The sequence below is a fragment of the Streptomyces sp. NPDC002926 genome, assembly GCF_053591755.1.
In genome coordinates this window covers 416,564-432,213 of record NZ_JBSFUK010000001.1, presented here as the reverse complement: position 1 = coordinate 432,213, position 15,650 = coordinate 416,564, and the positions used below count along the sequence as shown (strand labels likewise).

Annotated in this window: 12 protein-coding genes and 2 pseudogenes; 8 read left to right on the top strand and 6 right to left on the bottom strand. The window is 70.6% G+C overall.

Annotation, left to right across the window (positions count from 1 at the left end; translation table 11 throughout):
- Positions 1–63 precede the first annotated feature (63 nt).
- The 3 genes from ACWDZ6_RS01850 (at position 64) to ACWDZ6_RS01840 (ending at position 3,810) form a co-directional block, all read left to right on the top strand.
- The gene (locus ACWDZ6_RS01850; protein WP_451501258.1) at positions 64–687 is read left to right on the top strand and encodes a LysE family transporter; all 624 of its coding nucleotides are present in this window, start codon (positions 64–66) and stop codon (positions 685–687) included.
- Positions 688–929: 242 nt separating this feature from the next.
- Positions 930–2,339 (top strand): acyl-CoA synthetase, encoded by a 1,410-nt coding sequence (locus ACWDZ6_RS01845; protein WP_451501257.1) that lies wholly within the window; start codon positions 930–932, stop codon positions 2,337–2,339.
- Entirely contained in the window at positions 2,332–3,810 is a 1,479-nt protein-coding gene (locus tag ACWDZ6_RS01840; protein ID WP_451501256.1) for a carboxyl transferase domain-containing protein, read from the top strand. The genes ACWDZ6_RS01845 and ACWDZ6_RS01840 overlap by 8 nt, the downstream gene beginning before the upstream one ends.
- 83 nt (positions 3,811–3,893) lie before the next feature.
- On the opposite strand, the pseudogene ACWDZ6_RS01835 reads toward ACWDZ6_RS01840, so the two are convergent.
- Positions 3,894–5,146, bottom strand: a pseudogene (locus tag ACWDZ6_RS01835) (MFS transporter).
- 366 nt (positions 5,147–5,512) lie between these two features.
- Between ACWDZ6_RS01835 and ACWDZ6_RS01830 the strand changes: the two are divergent.
- Together ACWDZ6_RS01830 and ACWDZ6_RS01825 are read left to right on the top strand one after the other, a co-directional pair.
- Positions 5,513–5,722, top strand: coding sequence for a hypothetical protein (locus tag ACWDZ6_RS01830; RefSeq protein ID WP_451501255.1), 210 nt, complete (start codon positions 5,513–5,515; stop codon positions 5,720–5,722).
- Positions 5,723–5,840: 118 nt separating this feature from the next.
- Positions 5,841–6,629, top strand: a complete 789-nt coding sequence (locus ACWDZ6_RS01825) for a VOC family protein (RefSeq protein ID WP_451501254.1) — start codon at positions 5,841–5,843, stop codon at positions 6,627–6,629.
- A gap of 35 nt (positions 6,630–6,664) precedes the next feature.
- On the opposite strand, the gene ACWDZ6_RS01820 is transcribed toward ACWDZ6_RS01825, so the two are convergent.
- From ACWDZ6_RS01820 to ACWDZ6_RS01805, 4 genes are all read right to left on the bottom strand, one after another.
- On the bottom strand, positions 6,665–8,719 hold the full coding sequence (locus tag ACWDZ6_RS01820; protein WP_451501253.1) for a ricin-type beta-trefoil lectin domain protein: 2,055 nt from the start codon (positions 8,717–8,719) through the stop codon (positions 6,665–6,667).
- Positions 8,720–9,211: 492 nt separating this feature from the next.
- On the bottom strand, positions 9,212–11,140 hold the full coding sequence (locus ACWDZ6_RS01815; RefSeq protein WP_451501252.1) for an ABC transporter permease: 1,929 nt from the start codon (positions 11,138–11,140) through the stop codon (positions 9,212–9,214).
- Positions 11,141–11,248: 108 nt separating this feature from the next.
- On the bottom strand, positions 11,249–12,058 hold the full coding sequence (modA, locus tag ACWDZ6_RS01810; RefSeq protein WP_451501251.1) for a molybdate ABC transporter substrate-binding protein: 810 nt from the start codon (positions 12,056–12,058) through the stop codon (positions 11,249–11,251).
- Positions 12,059–12,143: 85 nt separating this feature from the next.
- On the bottom strand, positions 12,144–12,539 hold the full coding sequence (locus ACWDZ6_RS01805; RefSeq protein ID WP_366734010.1) for a TOBE domain-containing protein: 396 nt from the start codon (positions 12,537–12,539) through the stop codon (positions 12,144–12,146).
- Positions 12,540–12,674: 135 nt separating this feature from the next.
- Between ACWDZ6_RS01805 and ACWDZ6_RS01800 the strand changes: the two genes are divergently transcribed.
- The gene (locus ACWDZ6_RS01800) at positions 12,675–13,094 is read left to right on the top strand and encodes a TOBE domain-containing protein (RefSeq protein WP_451501250.1); all 420 of its coding nucleotides are present in this window, start codon (positions 12,675–12,677) and stop codon (positions 13,092–13,094) included.
- A 2-nt stretch (positions 13,095–13,096) separates the two neighbouring features.
- On the opposite strand, the pseudogene ACWDZ6_RS01795 reads toward ACWDZ6_RS01800, so the two are convergent.
- Positions 13,097–13,252, bottom strand: a pseudogene (locus tag ACWDZ6_RS01795) (molybdopterin-dependent oxidoreductase); the annotation flags it as partial.
- A 129-nt stretch (positions 13,253–13,381) separates the two neighbouring features.
- On the opposite strand from ACWDZ6_RS01795, the gene ACWDZ6_RS01790 reads away from it, so the two are divergent.
- Together ACWDZ6_RS01790 and ACWDZ6_RS01785 are read left to right on the top strand one after the other, a co-directional pair.
- Positions 13,382–14,827, top strand: a complete 1,446-nt coding sequence (locus tag ACWDZ6_RS01790; RefSeq protein ID WP_326649752.1) for a glyceraldehyde-3-phosphate dehydrogenase — start codon at positions 13,382–13,384, stop codon at positions 14,825–14,827.
- Positions 14,828–15,185: 358 nt separating this feature from the next.
- Positions 15,186–15,602 carry a VOC family protein gene (locus ACWDZ6_RS01785; protein ID WP_451501249.1) on the top strand — a complete coding sequence of 139 codons (417 nt, stop codon included), beginning with the start codon at positions 15,186–15,188 and terminating at the stop codon, positions 15,600–15,602.
- Positions 15,603–15,650: the final 48 nt, after the last annotated feature.

The window sequence follows — 15,650 nt, the reverse complement described above, 5'->3', positions numbered from 1 at the left end:
TTGTCGCAGTTCGGGCCGGAATTCGGCCGCGCGGACCTCAGGCAGGGCCTGAAGGTGTGCGGCATGAGCGAGATGTGGACGACGGCTGTGGCGGGCGCGGCAGCCGGCCTGGGTGTGGCGATGCCCGTGGGGGCGATGGGCGTGCTGCTCGTCCAGGAGGGCATGCGCGACCGCCGGGGAGCCGTGGCCGCGGCCGCCGCTGTGGCGGTCGTCGACCTCGCGTACGCAGCCGTGGCGACCGCGCTCGGCCCACTGGTCGCCTCCGCGCTCTCCGGCGTGGAGGCCTGGGTCAGGCTGGTGTCGGCCGCGGTGCTGGCGGTGATCGCGGTGCGGGGGCTGCTCGCCTCGCGCACCACCGGGCCCGCCGCGCAGGGCGGAAGCACAGGCGGCGCCGGCCCGGTGCGGACGTTCACGCGGTTCGCCGCGCTCACTCTGATCAACCCCACCACCGCGTTGTACTTCGCCGCCCTGACCACCGCGCAGGGCGCGGCTCTCAGCGGCGGTACGGCCGGGCTGATCTTCGTGTGCGGGGTGTTCGTCGCCTCGATGGTGTGGCAGCAGCTGCTGGTGGCGGTGAGCGGCCTCGCGGGCGCGCGGATCTCGGACACCGCCCGCGCATGGACCTTCCGGATCGGATACGGCCTCGTCGCGGTGTACGCGGTGAAGGTGGCGCTGCCACTGCCGTAGCCGGTCATTCCCCGGGCAGATCCGTACGGGGTGGCCCGGCGCGCCCGGCGATGTCCGCCGCTCGTACGGGCGGATGCGGCGCAGAGCGGAACGGGCCCGGTACGCGCCGCCGACACCGATACCCCCTCACCTTGTTTCCTGGTAGCGGGGAGAATGGAGCGCCCGGGAGCGCGGACGGGCAGTCCCGTGCGGCAATACATGGCGACAGATGGCGACAGATGGCGACAGATGGAGGACGACGAGTGAGTGACCTCTTCCCGGCGCTGGCGGCCGGTTCGGACCGGCGCGCCCTCCGCTTCGGCGAACGTGCGCTGACGTACGGCGAGCTGGCCGGCGCGGCGGGTTCGCTGGCGGGCCGGATCTCCGCCGCCCGGCGGGTCGCCGTCTGGGCCACGCCCACGCTGGAGACGGCCGTGGGTGTGGTGGCCGCGCTGCTGGCCGCCGTACCTGTCGTGCCGCTGAACCCGAAGACGGGTGAGCGCGAGCTGGCACATATCGTCGCGGACAGTGCGCCATCGCTGGTGCTGGCCGGGCCGGACGACGAACTGCCTTCGGCGCTGGGCGGGTTGGAACGCATCGATATCGCGGTCGCGGGTATTGCCGGGCCGCTGCCCGCGGAGCCGGACCCCCAGGCGCCCGCTCTGATCGTCTACACCTCGGGGACGACGGGACCGCCCAAGGGCGCCGTGCTGCCGCGCCGCGCGATCTCAGCGACTCTCGATGCGCTGGAGGACGCCTGGCAGTGGACCGCCGACGACGTCCTCGTGCACGGCCTTCCGCTCTTTCATGTCCACGGTCTGATCCTGGGCATCCTCGGCCCGTTGCGGCGCGGCGGGGAGGTGCGGCACCTGGGGAAGTTCACGGCAGAAGGCGTGGCGCGCGAGCTCGCGGACGGCGGCACCATGCTCTTCGGCGTACCGACGATGTATCACCGACTGGCCGAAGTGCTCGACACGGAGCCCCGGTTGGTGAAGGCACTGGCGGGTGCGCGGTTGCTGGTGTCGGGATCGGCCGCGCTGCCTTTGCACGACCATGAGCGGATCGCGGCGGCGACGGGACGGCGGGTGATCGAGCGTTACGGAATGACCGAGACACTGATGAACACCTCGGTACGCGCCGACGGCGAGGCACGTCCGGGTACGGTCGGCGTCCCACTGCGCGGCGTCGAGCTGCGGCTGGTCGACGAAAGCGACGGCATCGGCGAGATCCAGGTGCGCGGACCGAACCTCTTCACGGAGTATCTGAACCGGCCCGACGCGACCCAGGCGGCCTTCGACGGCGACTGGTTCCGTACCGGCGACATGGCCGGCCGCGACCCGGACGGCTATGTACGGATCGTCGGCCGCAAGGCCACCGACCTGATCAAGAGCGGCGGATACAAGATCGGCGCGGGCGAGATCGAGAACGCGCTGCTCGATCATCCCGGTGTGCGCGAGGCGGCGGTGACCGGGGAGCCGGACCCGGACCTCGGTGAGCGGATCGTCGCCTGGGTCGTGCCGGCGGACCCCTTGGCGCCGCCCGCGCCGGAGGAACTGTCCGCACATGTGGCCGCGCAGCTCGCGCCGCACAAGCGCCCCCGCCAGGTCCGCTTCCTCGATGCGCTGCCCCGCAACGACATGGGCAAGATCATGAAGCGGGCGCTCCATGGGTGAGCGGGCGACGGCCCGCGAGGCGATCGCGCTGGTCTGCGACGACTTCACGGAGGCCGAGCCCGTCGGCCGGCCTTGCGTTCCGGACGGCCCGATCGCCTGGGAGGGCTACGACGCGGCGCGCGAGAGAGCCGCCGAGCGTACGGGCTCGAAGGAGTCCGTCCTCTACGGCGAGGCCACGCTCGGCGGCCGCCGATGTGTGGTGGTCTCCTTCGAGTTCGGCTTCATGGGCGGCTCGTTGAGCAAGCGCGCCGGGGACCGCCTGGAGGCGGCGTACGGCACGGCGCGCGAACGGGGGCGACCGCTGATCTCGCTGATCTCGACGGGCGGCAGCCGTATGCAGGAGGGCATGATCGCTCTCCACCAGCTCCAGCGCGTGGCCCGGGCGTCGGTGCTGCTGCGCGACGCTGGTGTCCCGCACATCGCCGTCCTCCGCGACCCGACCACGGGCGGCGGCTGGGCCACACTGGGCGCGGGCGCGGACGTGATCCTGGCCCTGCCGACCGCACAGGTGGGCTTCGCCGGCTCCCGCGTCCGGCCGCCGGACGCGGACCCGGCGGCGTACACGGCGGAAGGCCAACTGGCCTCGGGCCAGATCGACGCGATCGTGCGCGGTGAGGATCTGCGGGACGCGCTCGCGTACTGGGCGGGAGCGCTGGGCGCGGGGCTCGCGGGAGCGGAGGCCGAGCGCACCTCCGCGGGCGGGCCTGACGTCGGGGGCGCCGCGCGGGCAGCGGGCACCCCGGCGGTCGCCGGCCCGTCCCGCGTCGAGCCCGCTCCACCCCCGTACGCCCTCGGCGGGGCTCCCCTCCCCCACACCGGGTGGGACGCCGTCCAGCAGGCCCGCATGCCCGGGCGGCCCCATGCCGAGGCGTATCTCGATCGGTACTTCACGCACCGCCGCCCCCTCCACGGCGACCGCTGCGGTGGCACCGACCCCGGGCTGCTCTGCGGTGTCGGGCTGCGCGACGGCCGGGCCATCGCATACGTCGCCCAGTGCGGTACCCCGACCAGGCCTGCCGGGTACCGGACCGCCGCCCGTGTCGTGCGGCTCGCCGACCGGGTCGGGATTCCCGTGCTCACGCTCATCGACACCCCGGGCGCGGCCAATGACGCCGAGGCGGAGCGGGCCGGCGCGGGCGCGGCGATCGCCGAGCTGTTCTCGGCCATCGCCGCCGCCCGTACTCCGCTGACCAGCCTTCTCATCGGCGAGGGCGGCTCGGGCGGGGCACTCGCGCTCGCCGCTCCCGGCAACACCTGGGCCACACCGGACAGTTATTTCTCCGTCATCGCCCCGGAGCTCGCCGCCGCGATCCTCAAGCGCGGGCCCGAGCAGGTGCCCCGCACCGCGGACCAGTTGCGGCTGCGGCCCCAGGATCTGGTGGAGCTGGGCGTCGTACGCGGGATCGTCGCCCTGGACCCCGCCGGCCGGAACGCGGCGCCCACGGACGGTCCACCGTCCTCAGCGGGCTGAGATGCCCGACTCCGGGAAGGCCGCCGGCTCCTCGCGCGCAGCCGGCTCGTCCACCGGCCACCCCGTGACCGCCTGAGAGCCCGTCAGGGCATCGGGTTGCGGGCGTCGTACCGGGCGAAGCCGCGACGGCTCAACGCGAGCAGGGAGATCGCCAGCACACAGGCGATACCGCCGCCCGTCACGGTCACGGCCGGCGAGGTCAGATCGGCGACGCTGCCGGCCAGGAAGTCGCCGAGCCGCGGGCCACCCGCGACGACGACGATGAAGACGCCCTGGAGACGGCCGCGCATCTCGTCCGGGGCGGCCGTCTGCATCATCGTGTTGCGGAAGACCATCGAGACGGTGTCCGCGAACCCGGCGAGGGCGAGGAACAGCAGTCCGAGCCAGAGGTTGCGGATGAGCCCGAAGACGGCGATCGCCGTACCCCAGGCGCCGACTGCAAGCACAATCGCCAGCCCGTGCCGCCGGATCCGGCCCTGCCACCCGGAGAACACCCCGCCGAGCAGCGCGCCGAGGGCGGGCGCGGCGACCAGCAGTCCGGTGGTGCGTGCGTCACCGCCGTACCAGACCACGGCGACGGCCGGGAAGAGCGCCCGCGGATGGGCCAGGATCATGGCGCAGAAGTCCGAGAAGAACGTCATCCGGAGGTTGGGCCGGGTGGCGAGGAAACGCAGCCCGTCCAGGACGGACGCCCTCTTGGTGCCCGCGAGGCGGTCCGGGCGCATCGAGGGCAGCCGCCACATCGCGTACAGGGACGCGGAGAAGGCGACGGCATCGATGAGATACGCGGCCTGGTACCCGGCGAATCCGACGATGAGCCCGCCGAGCATCGGCCCGACGAGTTCCCCGAGGTCATGGTCATCGAGGTGAGCGCGTTGGCGGCGGGCAGCTGCTCGGGCGGCAGCAGCCGGGGGATCATCGCGCTGCGGGCCGGGGAGTTGACGGCCGCGCAGATGGCCTGGAGCGCGACGACGGCGTACAGGAACCAGACGTGGTGGAACCCGGCGAGGGCGGCGGTGGCGAGTCCGGCCGACAGCACGGCGGACCCGCTCGCGGAGAAGAGCCCGAGCTTGCGCCGGTCCACGGTGTCGGCGATCGCACCGCCGTAGAGCCCGAACGCCACGAGCGGTACGAGGGAGCAGAGCCCGACGAGGCCGACGGCGAAGGTGGAGCGGGTGATGTCGTAGACCTGGAGGGAGATCGCGAGAGTGGTCATCCCCTGGCCGACCCAGGAGATCGTGTTGCCGAACCAGAGCCGCCGGTAGTCGGCGGAGCTGCGGAGGGGAGTGAGGTCGGCGAGTATGCGACGGCGCGGAGGCCGGGCGGTGTCGGTCATATGGAGTGGCTGCGGTGCGCGTGGAGGGCGGTGCGGCTGGCGAGGCTGGTCGTCGGCATGACGGGCAGTATATGGACGCTTAGCGAGTGGGCCCCTTACATATCCGGCCGTCTGCCAGGGGACCGGTGCGGGTGGGGGCGGGAGGTCCAGGCACAGGCCGCGGCCGCACCCGCGGCGATGCGCGGGTGCAGGGACGGCCACCGCCGCACCCGCAGCGATGCGCAGGGTCGGGCGTACGCTGGTGGTACCGAGGACATTTCGCACACCGGCCGTCGTGCCGGTGTGGTTTTCGGCGCTTCACCACATCGGCGCTTCAACAACGCCCGGCCGGTTCGGCCGGCCCGGGGCAGAGTGGGAAGTGAGGTCATGGACAACCTCGTCACCGTGCTGGCGATCATCGCGATGATCATCGCGGCCGCGCTCGCGATCCGTCTGCTCAATGGCTACCGGGACGAACGCATCGCGGCATTCCCCCTCAGCGGCCGCACCAGGACGACAGTCCGGCACCCCGCACACCAGGAGCGCCGGCACACCGCACGCGAGTGGTTGCGGCTCCACCGTCACGCCGGAAAGTGATGGCCGCGGCCCACGCCAGTGCGCCGCCGGCCGGCGAGCGGGGTCGACGCGCGCCGACACTCATCGGCGAATAGCGTGAAAAGAACGGGAAGTTTCCTCGACCTGGAGGCTTGGAACCATGGCTGCGCTACCGGAAGGCACGCCCTGTTGGGCCGACGCGATGTTCCCGGACGTGGAAGCCGCGAAGCGTTTCTACGGCGAGCTGATGGGCTGGACCTATGACGAGGGCTCGGAAGAGTTCGGCAACTACATTCAGGCGCGCTCGGACGGCAAGCGGGTGGCCGCCGTCGTACCGCAGATGCCCGGCATGGACAGCCCGGCGGCGTGGAACCTCTACTTCGCCACCACGGACGCCTCCGCGACGGCCGCGAAGATCCGTGAGAACGACGGAACGCTGATGATGGAGCCCATGCAGGTCGGCGACTTCGGCGCCATGGTGACGGCCCAGGACCCCAGCGGTGTGGTCTTCAGCGTCTGGCAGCCGCTCGGCCACAAGGGCTTCGAGAAGACGGGCGAACCGGGCTCGTTCGCGTGGGCCGAGGTCACCACTCGGGACGCCGCCAAGGCGGACGCCTTCTTCACCACCGTGTTCCCCTTCGAGGTACAGAAGATGAAGCACGAGACCGTCGACTTCCACGTCTGGAACATCGACGGCCGGCCGGTGGCGGGCCGGATGAGGATGACCGACGACTTCGTGCCCGACTTCCCCCCGTACGTCAATGTGTACTTCGCCGTGGCGGACTGCGACGCGGCGATCGCCACGGTCGAGAAGCTCGGCGGGCGAGTGCACTTCGGCCCGGCGGACAGCCCCTTCGGCCGCATCGCGACGGTCGCGGACCAGCAGGGCGCCGTCTTCTCCGTGATCGACCCGCAGACCACCAAGGGCGAGATGCCCGAGATGTCTTGACCCCGGACACGCACGGAACCGCGGACGACCAGTCGTCATCCGGCGGCGTGACCGGCCTCCTCCCGACCGGCCTCGGCGTGACCGGTCTCCTCCCGACCGGCCTCGGCGTGACCGGCCATGGTGCGCCCGGCCTCCGTCCGGGCGGCCTCGGTCCGGCCGTGGCCCGGCCGAGCGAGGTCGGGCCACGCCGCGCCGGCCCTGTCCGGGAGGCGGAGGCCGACCGGAGCCGACCGCCGCCCATGGGCGGGGTGCAGCCCGAGAGCCTTGCGTACGGGCCGGTCGACCCGCTTCTCGTCGGACGAGCCGTTACTGACCCGCCGGACGCCGGTCCGCGGCTGCTCGGCGTCCGGATCCGACGGCACCCGAACCGGCGCCTCTGCCCCGCCCGCCGGCGGCGGGGGTCCCTGGCAGCTCGGGGAGGCGCAGTACTCGCCGGTCTGCGGCGAGGCGTTGACCTCCTTGGTGGACGGTGAGCCCACATCGGCGCTCGGCCGGATCCCGCGCGTGTCGGCGGCAACGTTGTCAGTCACCCATCGCTGTGCCGCGGATCCGTCACGGACCTTGACCACCACGGTCGTTGCCGGATCCGGCGAGATCGGGACGAGTGCCAGTCCGTCGTTCCAACGGGGGATCACATTGCCCTGGATGGTCAGGTCGTAGCGTACGTCCGCGGCGTTCGCGGCCGACGCCGCGGCGCAGGCGTCCAGAACGGCCACACCGTCGAGCTCATGGGAATTCAGGCACAGATCCGGGGCAGCGAAGCTGCGCAGCAGCCCGTCGTCCTCGTACACCCACGTCTGCGTCACGGTGCTCGAGCACACCGCCATCACCGCCTCGGCACCCGGCACCGCCCTGCGGTCACGGATGTCGAGACAGAGACCGGCGTCGGCATTGCGCAGTCTGGTGGTCAGCGGGCCCGCCGGGAGGCCGGCGGACGTGGTCGACGGCTGCGGTGAACGGCCGGACGGCACCTGGGATCCGGACGCGGGAGGCGCGGTGTCGGTGACCGAGCCGCTCGGGACCGACGGTCCCGCGTAGTCGCTGTCGTCCGACCAGAGCGCCGAGACGGCGGTCACGACGAGCGCGCCGGTCACCAGCAGCCCGAGACCGGTGAGGACAACCTTCGGCCGGGCCAGCATCAAGTGCCGGCCGGGGAAGGTCATACGGGGCAGTGCACGGGGGCGTCCGGCCTTCGAGTGCCGGCCCGTACTGCGGACCGGGCCTTCCCCGCCCTGCGCCTTCGCCTGCGCCCGGGCACCGTTGCGGGCCGGTCGTGATTCCAGGTAGCCGCGGGCGGCCTGGCCGAGCACAGCTTCGGCCAGCAGCACGGCGAGGCGGCCGTCCAGATGGTTGAGCTGTTCGGCGGCGTAGCGGCAGTACTGACACTCCGCCAGATGCTTCTGGATATCAGGTATCAGGGTGCCGCCGCGACGCAATGACACATCGAGGAGGCGGCTGTAGTGGCGGCAGTCCTTGTCCGGCGCGAGTTCGACATGAGCCCGCAGACAGCCCGCGCGGAAGAGCTCACGCGCCTGTTCGAGTTGGACCCCGGCAGTACGCGGGTCAATGGCCAACAAACCCGCCGGTACGGATATCCCCTCCGCCTCGACCTCGGCATGCCAGAGCAGACATTGCACGGGTCCCGGCATTGCGTGGAAAGCGCGGGAGACCAGCTCCCGATTCTCCGGCAGAGTAAACATGTCGACTCTTAGAGTGCGGCCGCCGTCCGGATACTGGAGTTCGGGCAGTGCGACGACATGCCGGTCGTTCGCCCAGCCCTTCGCGATTTGACGAGCGGTCAACAATAGAAGGGGGCGGAGAGCCGCTGTCGACCTTGCTTTCCTGAGATTCTCCAGCACCTTGCTGAACGCCGCCGCGGCCAGCATCGAGGCGGCTTTCGCCGAGGGGGTACAGATCGAGGCATAGTCGACGACCGGTTGCCAGTGCCTCGCCAGCAGCACTGCTACGGGACGGGCCTCGTCCTTCCCGCCGCCGGCCCGCAGCGTGGCCGCGAGCCCTTCGTCGGAGTCCCCGGAGCTGAGGCCGGTGCGGGTGGGAGGGACGGGACCCGGAGTACGGGGATTCTGCATAGAAGTCTTTCCATCCAGGGCATTGCAGTGGGGGGTTGCAGGCCTCTCAATCCCGGTCAACCGCCATCGTTTTCGCGGCAGTTGAAAGGGCATGACTGATTGGTACATACCTTGCGGAGGAGTCGCGCCGATGTTTTCGCAGTGACTTACCGCGGGTAATTCGAACGGTTGAGCAAAAACGTCATGTTCGGACGTGAGGAAGCTCACCCTGACACAACCCACCTGTGTGGAACAAGAGTTCCGGACAGCGACCATTCACGGTGCACCAGAACAGGAAAGGACCGCACTTCACAGCGGCGCACAGCGCGGGGTCGGAGTGTTCGAGTGCACCCGGCTTCGCGCTCGCCCTTGATCAGAAATGAGCGCTTCTGAGTACTACGTAGACGGTAGAGAGCGCGACGAGGTACTTCACCGCCGCGGCAACACGGCCGGTTCCAGCTCGGCGGCAACAGTCACGGCTGGGGCTGCGGCTGAGGGCTGCGGCTCCGGCTCTCACAGCCTCACGATGACGGCCTCTGTCGCCTTGACGCTGGTCCATACGGAAGTCCCGTCGGCAAGGCCCAGTTCGGCGGCGGCCTGCGGAGTGATCTCGGCGACGAGGTCCGGTGCCTGTCCGGAGGCGATCAGAATGCGCAGCCGGCTGCCGATGGCCGTGATTTCCCTGACGGTGCCCGGCCAGACATTGCGCGGGCTGCCGCCGGGCCTGTCGCGGTGTACGGAGACCGCCTCCGGAGCGATGATCGCGAGAGCCTCGGTACCCGCGGGCAGCGGATCCGCGACGACGAGGAGGCCGCCGCCGGAGAGCGCGAGACCGTCCGCCGTCGCGATGCCCGGCCAGGCATTCCGGCCGAGCATCCTGGCGACCCACGGGGAGCGGGGATGCCGGGTGACCTCGGTGGGCGGTGCGTCCTGCAGGGCGCGGCCCTCGTCGAGTACGAGAACCCGGTCGGCCAGCGACACGGCTTCGACGGGGTCGTGGGTGACCATCAGGCAGACACCGCCGAAGCCGGCGAGGTGGGTGCGCAGGGTGTGGCGCACCTGGGCGCGGGTGGTCTGGTCGAGTGCGGCGAGGGGTTCGTCCAGGAGCAGCAGGCGCGGCCGGGCGGCCAGCGCCCGTGCCAGGGCGACGCGTTGGGCCTGGCCGCCGGAGACCTGGGCCGGTTTGCGGTGTGCGAGGTGCCCGACGCCGAGCCGGTCGAGCCACTGCTGGGCGGCGCGGCGGGCCTCGGCGCGCGGGACGCCGTGGGCGCGCAGCCCGTACGCCGTGTTGGCGAGGGCTGTGAGGTGGGGAAAGAGCGCACCGTCCTGCGGGACCCAGGCGACCCCGCGGCGGTGCGGGGGCAGCTCGGTGACGTCGGTGTCGCCGAGGCGCAGGGCCGCGTGCGCGCGGGGCGTGAGGCCGAGGAGGGCGCGCAGCAGGGTGGTCTTGCCCGCGCCGTTGGGGCCGACGACGGCGATGGTGGTGCCCGGTTCGGCGTCCAGGGTCAGCCGGTTGAAGCCCGTGACATCGGCGTGCAGGGACCAGCGGTCTTGCGGCAAGACGGGCTCGAGGTCTTCGGGGGGCGCGGGCGGCGGCGGTTCCGTGTCGTTCGCCGAAGGCGCGGGCGTGCGTGAACGGTCGCTCGGCGTTCCGGTCCAGCGGCCGCGCAGGGCGATGAGCACCAGCATGGCGATGGCGAGCAGCAGCAGGGAGACGGAGGTCGCCGCTTCCGGCTCGTCCTGGAGGAGCAGGTACACCTGAAGCGGCAGAGTCTGCGTCGTACCGGGCAGATTGCCGGCGAAGGTGATGGTCGCGCCGAACTCACCGAGCGCCCGCGCCCAGGTGAGGGCGGCTCCGGCGATGAGCCCGGGGGCCACCATGGGCAGCGTGACGGTGAAGAACACCCGTACCGGTGAGGCTCCGAGGGAGGCCGCGGTCTCCTCGTAGCGCGGCCGCAGCCCGCCCAGCGCGCCTTCGAGGCTGATGACGAGGAAGGGCATCGCCACGAACGTCGCGGCGACGACGGCGCCCGAGGTGTGGAAGGGCAGGGTGATGCCGAAGGTGTCTTCCAGCCACGGGCCGAGCAGGCCGCGGCGGCCGAACCCGAGGAGGAGCGCGACACCTCCGACGGTGGGCGGCAGCACCATCGGGAGAAGCACGAGGGAGCGTACGAGCGCCTTGCCGGGGAATTCGACGCGGGCCAGCAGCCAGGCCAGCGGCACCCCGAGCAGCAACGAGAGGCCCAGCGCCCAGAAGGAGACGAGCAGCGAAAGCCGCAGGGCCTCGGTGACTCCTGGACTGGTGAGATGGCTGCCGAGATCGCCCCACGCGGTACGGGCGAGGATGCCGATCAGCGGCATCAGCAGAAACGCGATCGCGACAAGCGCGGGCACGGCGAGCGCGACAGGGGTGCGGTTGCCGCGGGTGCGAAGGCGTCTCATCAGGTGTTCCTGGGGTATCGGGGTCCCCGGGGGCACCGGGTGTTCCGGAGGGTCGATCGACGGTCGTGGGCTGCCCGGCCCCCGCACCGGGCAGCCCACGCACGACGGTTACGGCTGCTGGAAGCCCGCGTTCTGGAGGATCTTCTGCGCCTCGGGCGTGGACAGCCAGGCCACGAACGCGGCGGCGGCCGCACTGTTCTTGGACACCTTCAGGGTCGCGGCCGGGTACTCGGCGATGGCGTTCTGCGCGTCGGGGATCTCGACGGCGTCGACCTTGTCGGTCGCCGTGGCGGCGTCCGTCTTGTAGACGAGACCGGCATCGGCCTCACCGAGCTCGACCTTGCTGAGCACGGCGCGGACGTTCGGCTCCTGCGAGACCGGCTTCACGACGATCTTCTGCGCGTCCAGGATCTTCTTGCTGTAGCGGCCGACCGGGACCTCGGGCGCGGCGAGTACGACCTTCAGCTTGGTGTCGGCGAGGTCCTTGAGGTCGTCGACCTTCTTCGGGTTGCCCTCGACGGTGGCGATGACCAGCCGGTTCTTGGCGATGACCGTCGCGGCGTTGGTGTCGGATCTCAGACCGTCCATGGTCTTGGTGTCCGCGGTGACCAGCGCGTCGGCGGGGGCACCCTGCTTGACCTGTGCGGCCAGCTCCTGAGACCCGGCGAAGGAGAACTTCACCCTGGTGCCCGGGTGCGACTTCTCGTACGCGGCGCCCGCCGTCTTGAAGACGTTGGTGAGCGAAGAGGCGGCCAGCACGGTCAGGTTGGCCTTGGACGCGCCGGTCGCGGACCGGCCGGCGTTCGCTCCGCTCTCCTTCTTGCCGTCGTCGCCGCTGCCGCAGGCGGCGAGCGGCACAAGCAGGGCCGCGGTCAGCATGACGGCGGCGGTACGGCGCCCGTTGAAGGCGTACGGCATGGCGGGGTCTCCTTGGTGAAGCGGTGGGAACAGGCCGCGTCGGGGACGGGCGACGCCGCTGCAAGGGATGGATGCGAAGGGTGGTTCAGGCGCGGTCGATGTGCACGCTGGTCGACTTCACGCGGGCGGTGGCCTGCATGCCGACTTCCAGTCCCAACTCCTCGACGGCCTCCCGGGTCAGCAGCGAGACCAGCCGGTGCGGGCCGGCCTGGATCTCGACCTGCGCGGCGACATCGCCGAGCTTGACCGCGGTGACGATGCCGGGGAACGCGTTACGGGCCGAGGTGTACGAGGCGTCCTCCTCGCCGGTGCCGCTCTGGGCGACCTCGATGGAGAACGCGGCCAGATCGCGGCCGTCGATGAGCCTGCGGCCGCTTTCGTCACGGTGGGTCGTGACCCGGCCGGCATCCGCCCAGCGGCGCGCGGTGTCCGGGCTGACGCCCAGCAGACGCGCCGCCTGGCCGATTGTGTAGGACTGCATATGCGACACCGTAGGCAGTATCAGCCAGCATTTACAAGCCTTCGAGTTCACTTCCGTAGCAAATGCCGGAGCGGCTGGAGGAAGCCCCAAGCGCGGCACCCGACCGCTGTCGGGCCCCGTGGCTACGGTGGGTTCATGAGCCTGAGCATCCGCAATCAGATCCCCGGCACGGTCGTCTCCGTCACGTCCGGCGAGGTGATGGCGACCGTCAAGGTCCGGCTCGACGGCGGCCAGGAGATCACGGCCGCGATCACGCTTGAGGCCGTCAAGGAGCTGGGCCTCGCCCCGGGCTCCTCCGTACGCACCCTGATCAAGTCCACCGAGGTCGCTCTCGCCACAGGTGCGGTCCAGGGGCTGAGCATCCGCAACCGGATCCCCGGCACCGTCACCGAGGTCACCACCGGGGGCGCCATGGCAGGCGTCAAGGTGACCGTCGCCGGCGGCGAGCTGACCTCCGCGATCACCAAGGAAGCGGTCACCGACCTGGGTCTCGCCGCCGGGTCCCCCGTTGTCGCGCTGATCAAGTCGACCGAAATCGCCCTCGCCAGCGTCTGAGGTCAACCCTGCGGCACCGGCTCCGCCGGGACGGCGCAGGCTCCCACCCAGACGCTGGTGATCGCGCTGATGCAGCGCGCCCCGCACCGGTCGGACGGCACCACCAGCTGGCTGCCCGCCCGGTCGAGGCACCGCCCGTCCATCGCGGTGGCGAGGAGGAAGAGGGTGCTCTGTCCCGGTTCGGCCATGGGTCCCGATCACCGCATCCCGCTCAAGTGGCACGGCTTGAATGATCAAAATGGCGGGACGTTAGCATATGAGCACCGCCTAGCTCGAAAGATGAACCTGTGACTACCACCGTGGACTCGTTCACCAATTGGAAGAACCGCGAGGAAATCGCGGAGTCGATGATCCCGGTAATCGGGAAGCTACACCGGGAGCAGGACGTCACGGTCCTGCTTCACAGCCGCTCCTTGGTGAACAAGTCGGTGGTCAGCATCCTCAAGACGCACCGATTCGCCCGGCAGATCGCCGGTGAGGAGCTCACCGTCACCGAGACGCTGCCGTTCCTGCAGGCTCTCACCACGCTCGATCTCGGCCCTTCCCAGATCGACATCGGCATGCTCGCCGCGACGTACAAGACCGACGACCGCGGTCTCTCGGTGGAGGAGTTCACCGCCGGGGCCGTCGCCGGCGCCACCGGCGACAACAAGATCGAGCGCCGTGAGCCACGCGATGTCGTCCTCTACGGGTTCGGCCGCATCGGCCGCCTCGTCGCCCGCCTGCTCATCGAGAAGGCCGGCTCCGGCAACGGCCTGCGGCTGCGCGCCATCGTCGTCCGCCAGGGCGGCGACCAGGACATCGTCAAGCGTGCCTCGCTGCTGCGCCGCGACTCCATCCATGGTCAGTTCCAGGGCACGATCACCGTCGACGAGGCGAACAGCACGATCATCGCCAACGGCAATGAGATCAAGGTGATCTACGCCAACGACCCGTCGGAGGTCGACTACACGGCGTACGGCATCAAGGACGCCATCCTCATCGACAACACCGGCAAGTGGCGCGACCGCGAGGGCCTGTCGAAGCACCTGCGCCCCGGCATCGACAAAGTCGTCCTGACCGCGCCGGGCAAGGGCGACGTCCCCAACCTCGTGCACGGCGTCAACCACGACACGATCAAGCCGGACGAGCAGATCCTGTCCTGCGCCTCCTGCACCACCAACGCGATCGTCCCGCCGCTGAAGGCGATGGCGGACGAGTACGGCGTCCTGCGCGGCCACGTGGAGACCGTCCACTCGTTCACCAACGACCAGAACCTGCTGGACAACTACCACGGCTCCGACCGCCGCGGCCGCTCGGCCGCACTCAACATGGTCATCACCGAGACCGGCGCCGCCTCCGCCGTCGCCAAGGCGCTGCCCGACCTCGAGGCGAAGATCACCGGCAGCTCGATCCGCGTCCCGGTGCCGGATGTCTCGATCGCGATCCTCAACCTGCAGCTCGCGCGCGAGACCACCCGCGAGGAGGTCCTCGACTACCTCCGCAACGTATCGCTGACCTCGCCGCTCAAGCGCCAGATCGACTTCATCACCGCTCCCGACGCGGTCTCGAGCGACTTCATCGGCTCGCGCCACGCCTCGATCGTCGACGCCGGCGCCACCAAGGTCGAGGGCGACAACGCGATCCTCTACCTGTGGTACGACAACGAGTTCGGCTACTCCTGCCAGGTCATCCGCATCGTCCAGCACGTCTCCGGGGTGGAGTACCCGACCTATCCGGCCCCGGCGGTCTGATCGACGTACTGTCCGATCCGGCGTCCCGGCGGACAGGGCGGCGGTGGGAGGGCGACCGGATCCGGTCGCCCTCCCGCCGTCGGTAGCGGTAGCGGAATGGTCCGTACGCCCTACCTTCCGGTGGGCCCCGCAAGAGGCCGTCGGCCTCACCGACCCACTTCGCGGGCCGGGCCGTGCGGCCTCTTCGCAGGCGCCGCCCGAACACATGACCCAGTGGCCCGAGGTCCGGCCAGGACATCGTGCGCACGAACGCCGAGTTCGCCGACCAGACGAGCGACCACACCCCTCCGGTCGTCCGACTTCGCCCATGACGCCCTTAGGCTGCCCGCACTGACAGTCAGTCACGAAAGGGGTAGTTGTGGCCTCTCGTCTCAACCCGTACATCAGCTTCTCCGGTGAAGCCAAGCAAGCCATGGAGTTCTACAAGGAGGTTCTCGGCGGCAATCTGTCCGTCAACACCTACGGCGACTTCGGCTCCGAGGCGCCACCCGGATACGCCGACAAAGTCATGCACAGCCTGCTGGAGACGGACAGCGGCTTCGCGCTCATGGGCGCCGACACCCCGCCCGGCATGGAGTACAAGCCGGGCAACAACTTCGCCGTGAGCCTGAGCGGGGACGACACCGACCAGCTGCGCGGCTACTGGGCCAAGCTGTCCGCCGGAGGCAATGTGTCCGTCCCCCTGGAGAAGCAGATGTGGGGCGACGTATTCGGTATGTGCACGGACAAGTTCGGTGTCACGTGGATGGTCAACATCAGCGAGCAACAGAGCTGATCCGTACGTCGGGCGCGTCGGCGGCCAGGGCCGCCGGCGCGGCTCCAG

What these genes read in the sequence shown, in the direction of transcription:
- ACWDZ6_RS01830 (WP_451501255.1), top strand. Translation starts at nt 5,513, where the DNA reads ATGGACAACCTCGTCACCGTGCTGGCGATCATCGCGATGATCATCGCG.
- ACWDZ6_RS01800 (WP_451501250.1), top strand. Translation starts at nt 12,675, where the DNA reads ATGAGCCTGAGCATCCGCAATCAGATCCCCGGCACGGTCGTCTCCGTC.
- ACWDZ6_RS01840 (WP_451501256.1), top strand. Translation starts at nt 2,332, where the DNA reads ATGGGTGAGCGGGCGACGGCCCGCGAGGCGATCGCGCTGGTCTGCGAC.
- modA (WP_451501251.1), bottom strand. Translation starts at nt 12,058, where the DNA reads ATGCCGTACGCCTTCAACGGGCGCCGTACCGCCGCCGTCATGCTGACC.
- ACWDZ6_RS01815 (WP_451501252.1), bottom strand. Translation starts at nt 11,140, where the DNA reads ATGAGACGCCTTCGCACCCGCGGCAACCGCACCCCTGTCGCGCTCGCC.
- ACWDZ6_RS01850 (WP_451501258.1), top strand. Translation starts at nt 64, where the DNA reads ATGAGCGAGATGTGGACGACGGCTGTGGCGGGCGCGGCAGCCGGCCTG.
- ACWDZ6_RS01825 (WP_451501254.1), top strand. Translation starts at nt 5,841, where the DNA reads ATGGCTGCGCTACCGGAAGGCACGCCCTGTTGGGCCGACGCGATGTTC.
- ACWDZ6_RS01805 (WP_366734010.1), bottom strand. Translation starts at nt 12,539, where the DNA reads ATGCAGTCCTACACAATCGGCCAGGCGGCGCGTCTGCTGGGCGTCAGC.
- ACWDZ6_RS01820 (WP_451501253.1), bottom strand. Translation starts at nt 8,719, where the DNA reads ATGCAGAATCCCCGTACTCCGGGTCCCGTCCCTCCCACCCGCACCGGC.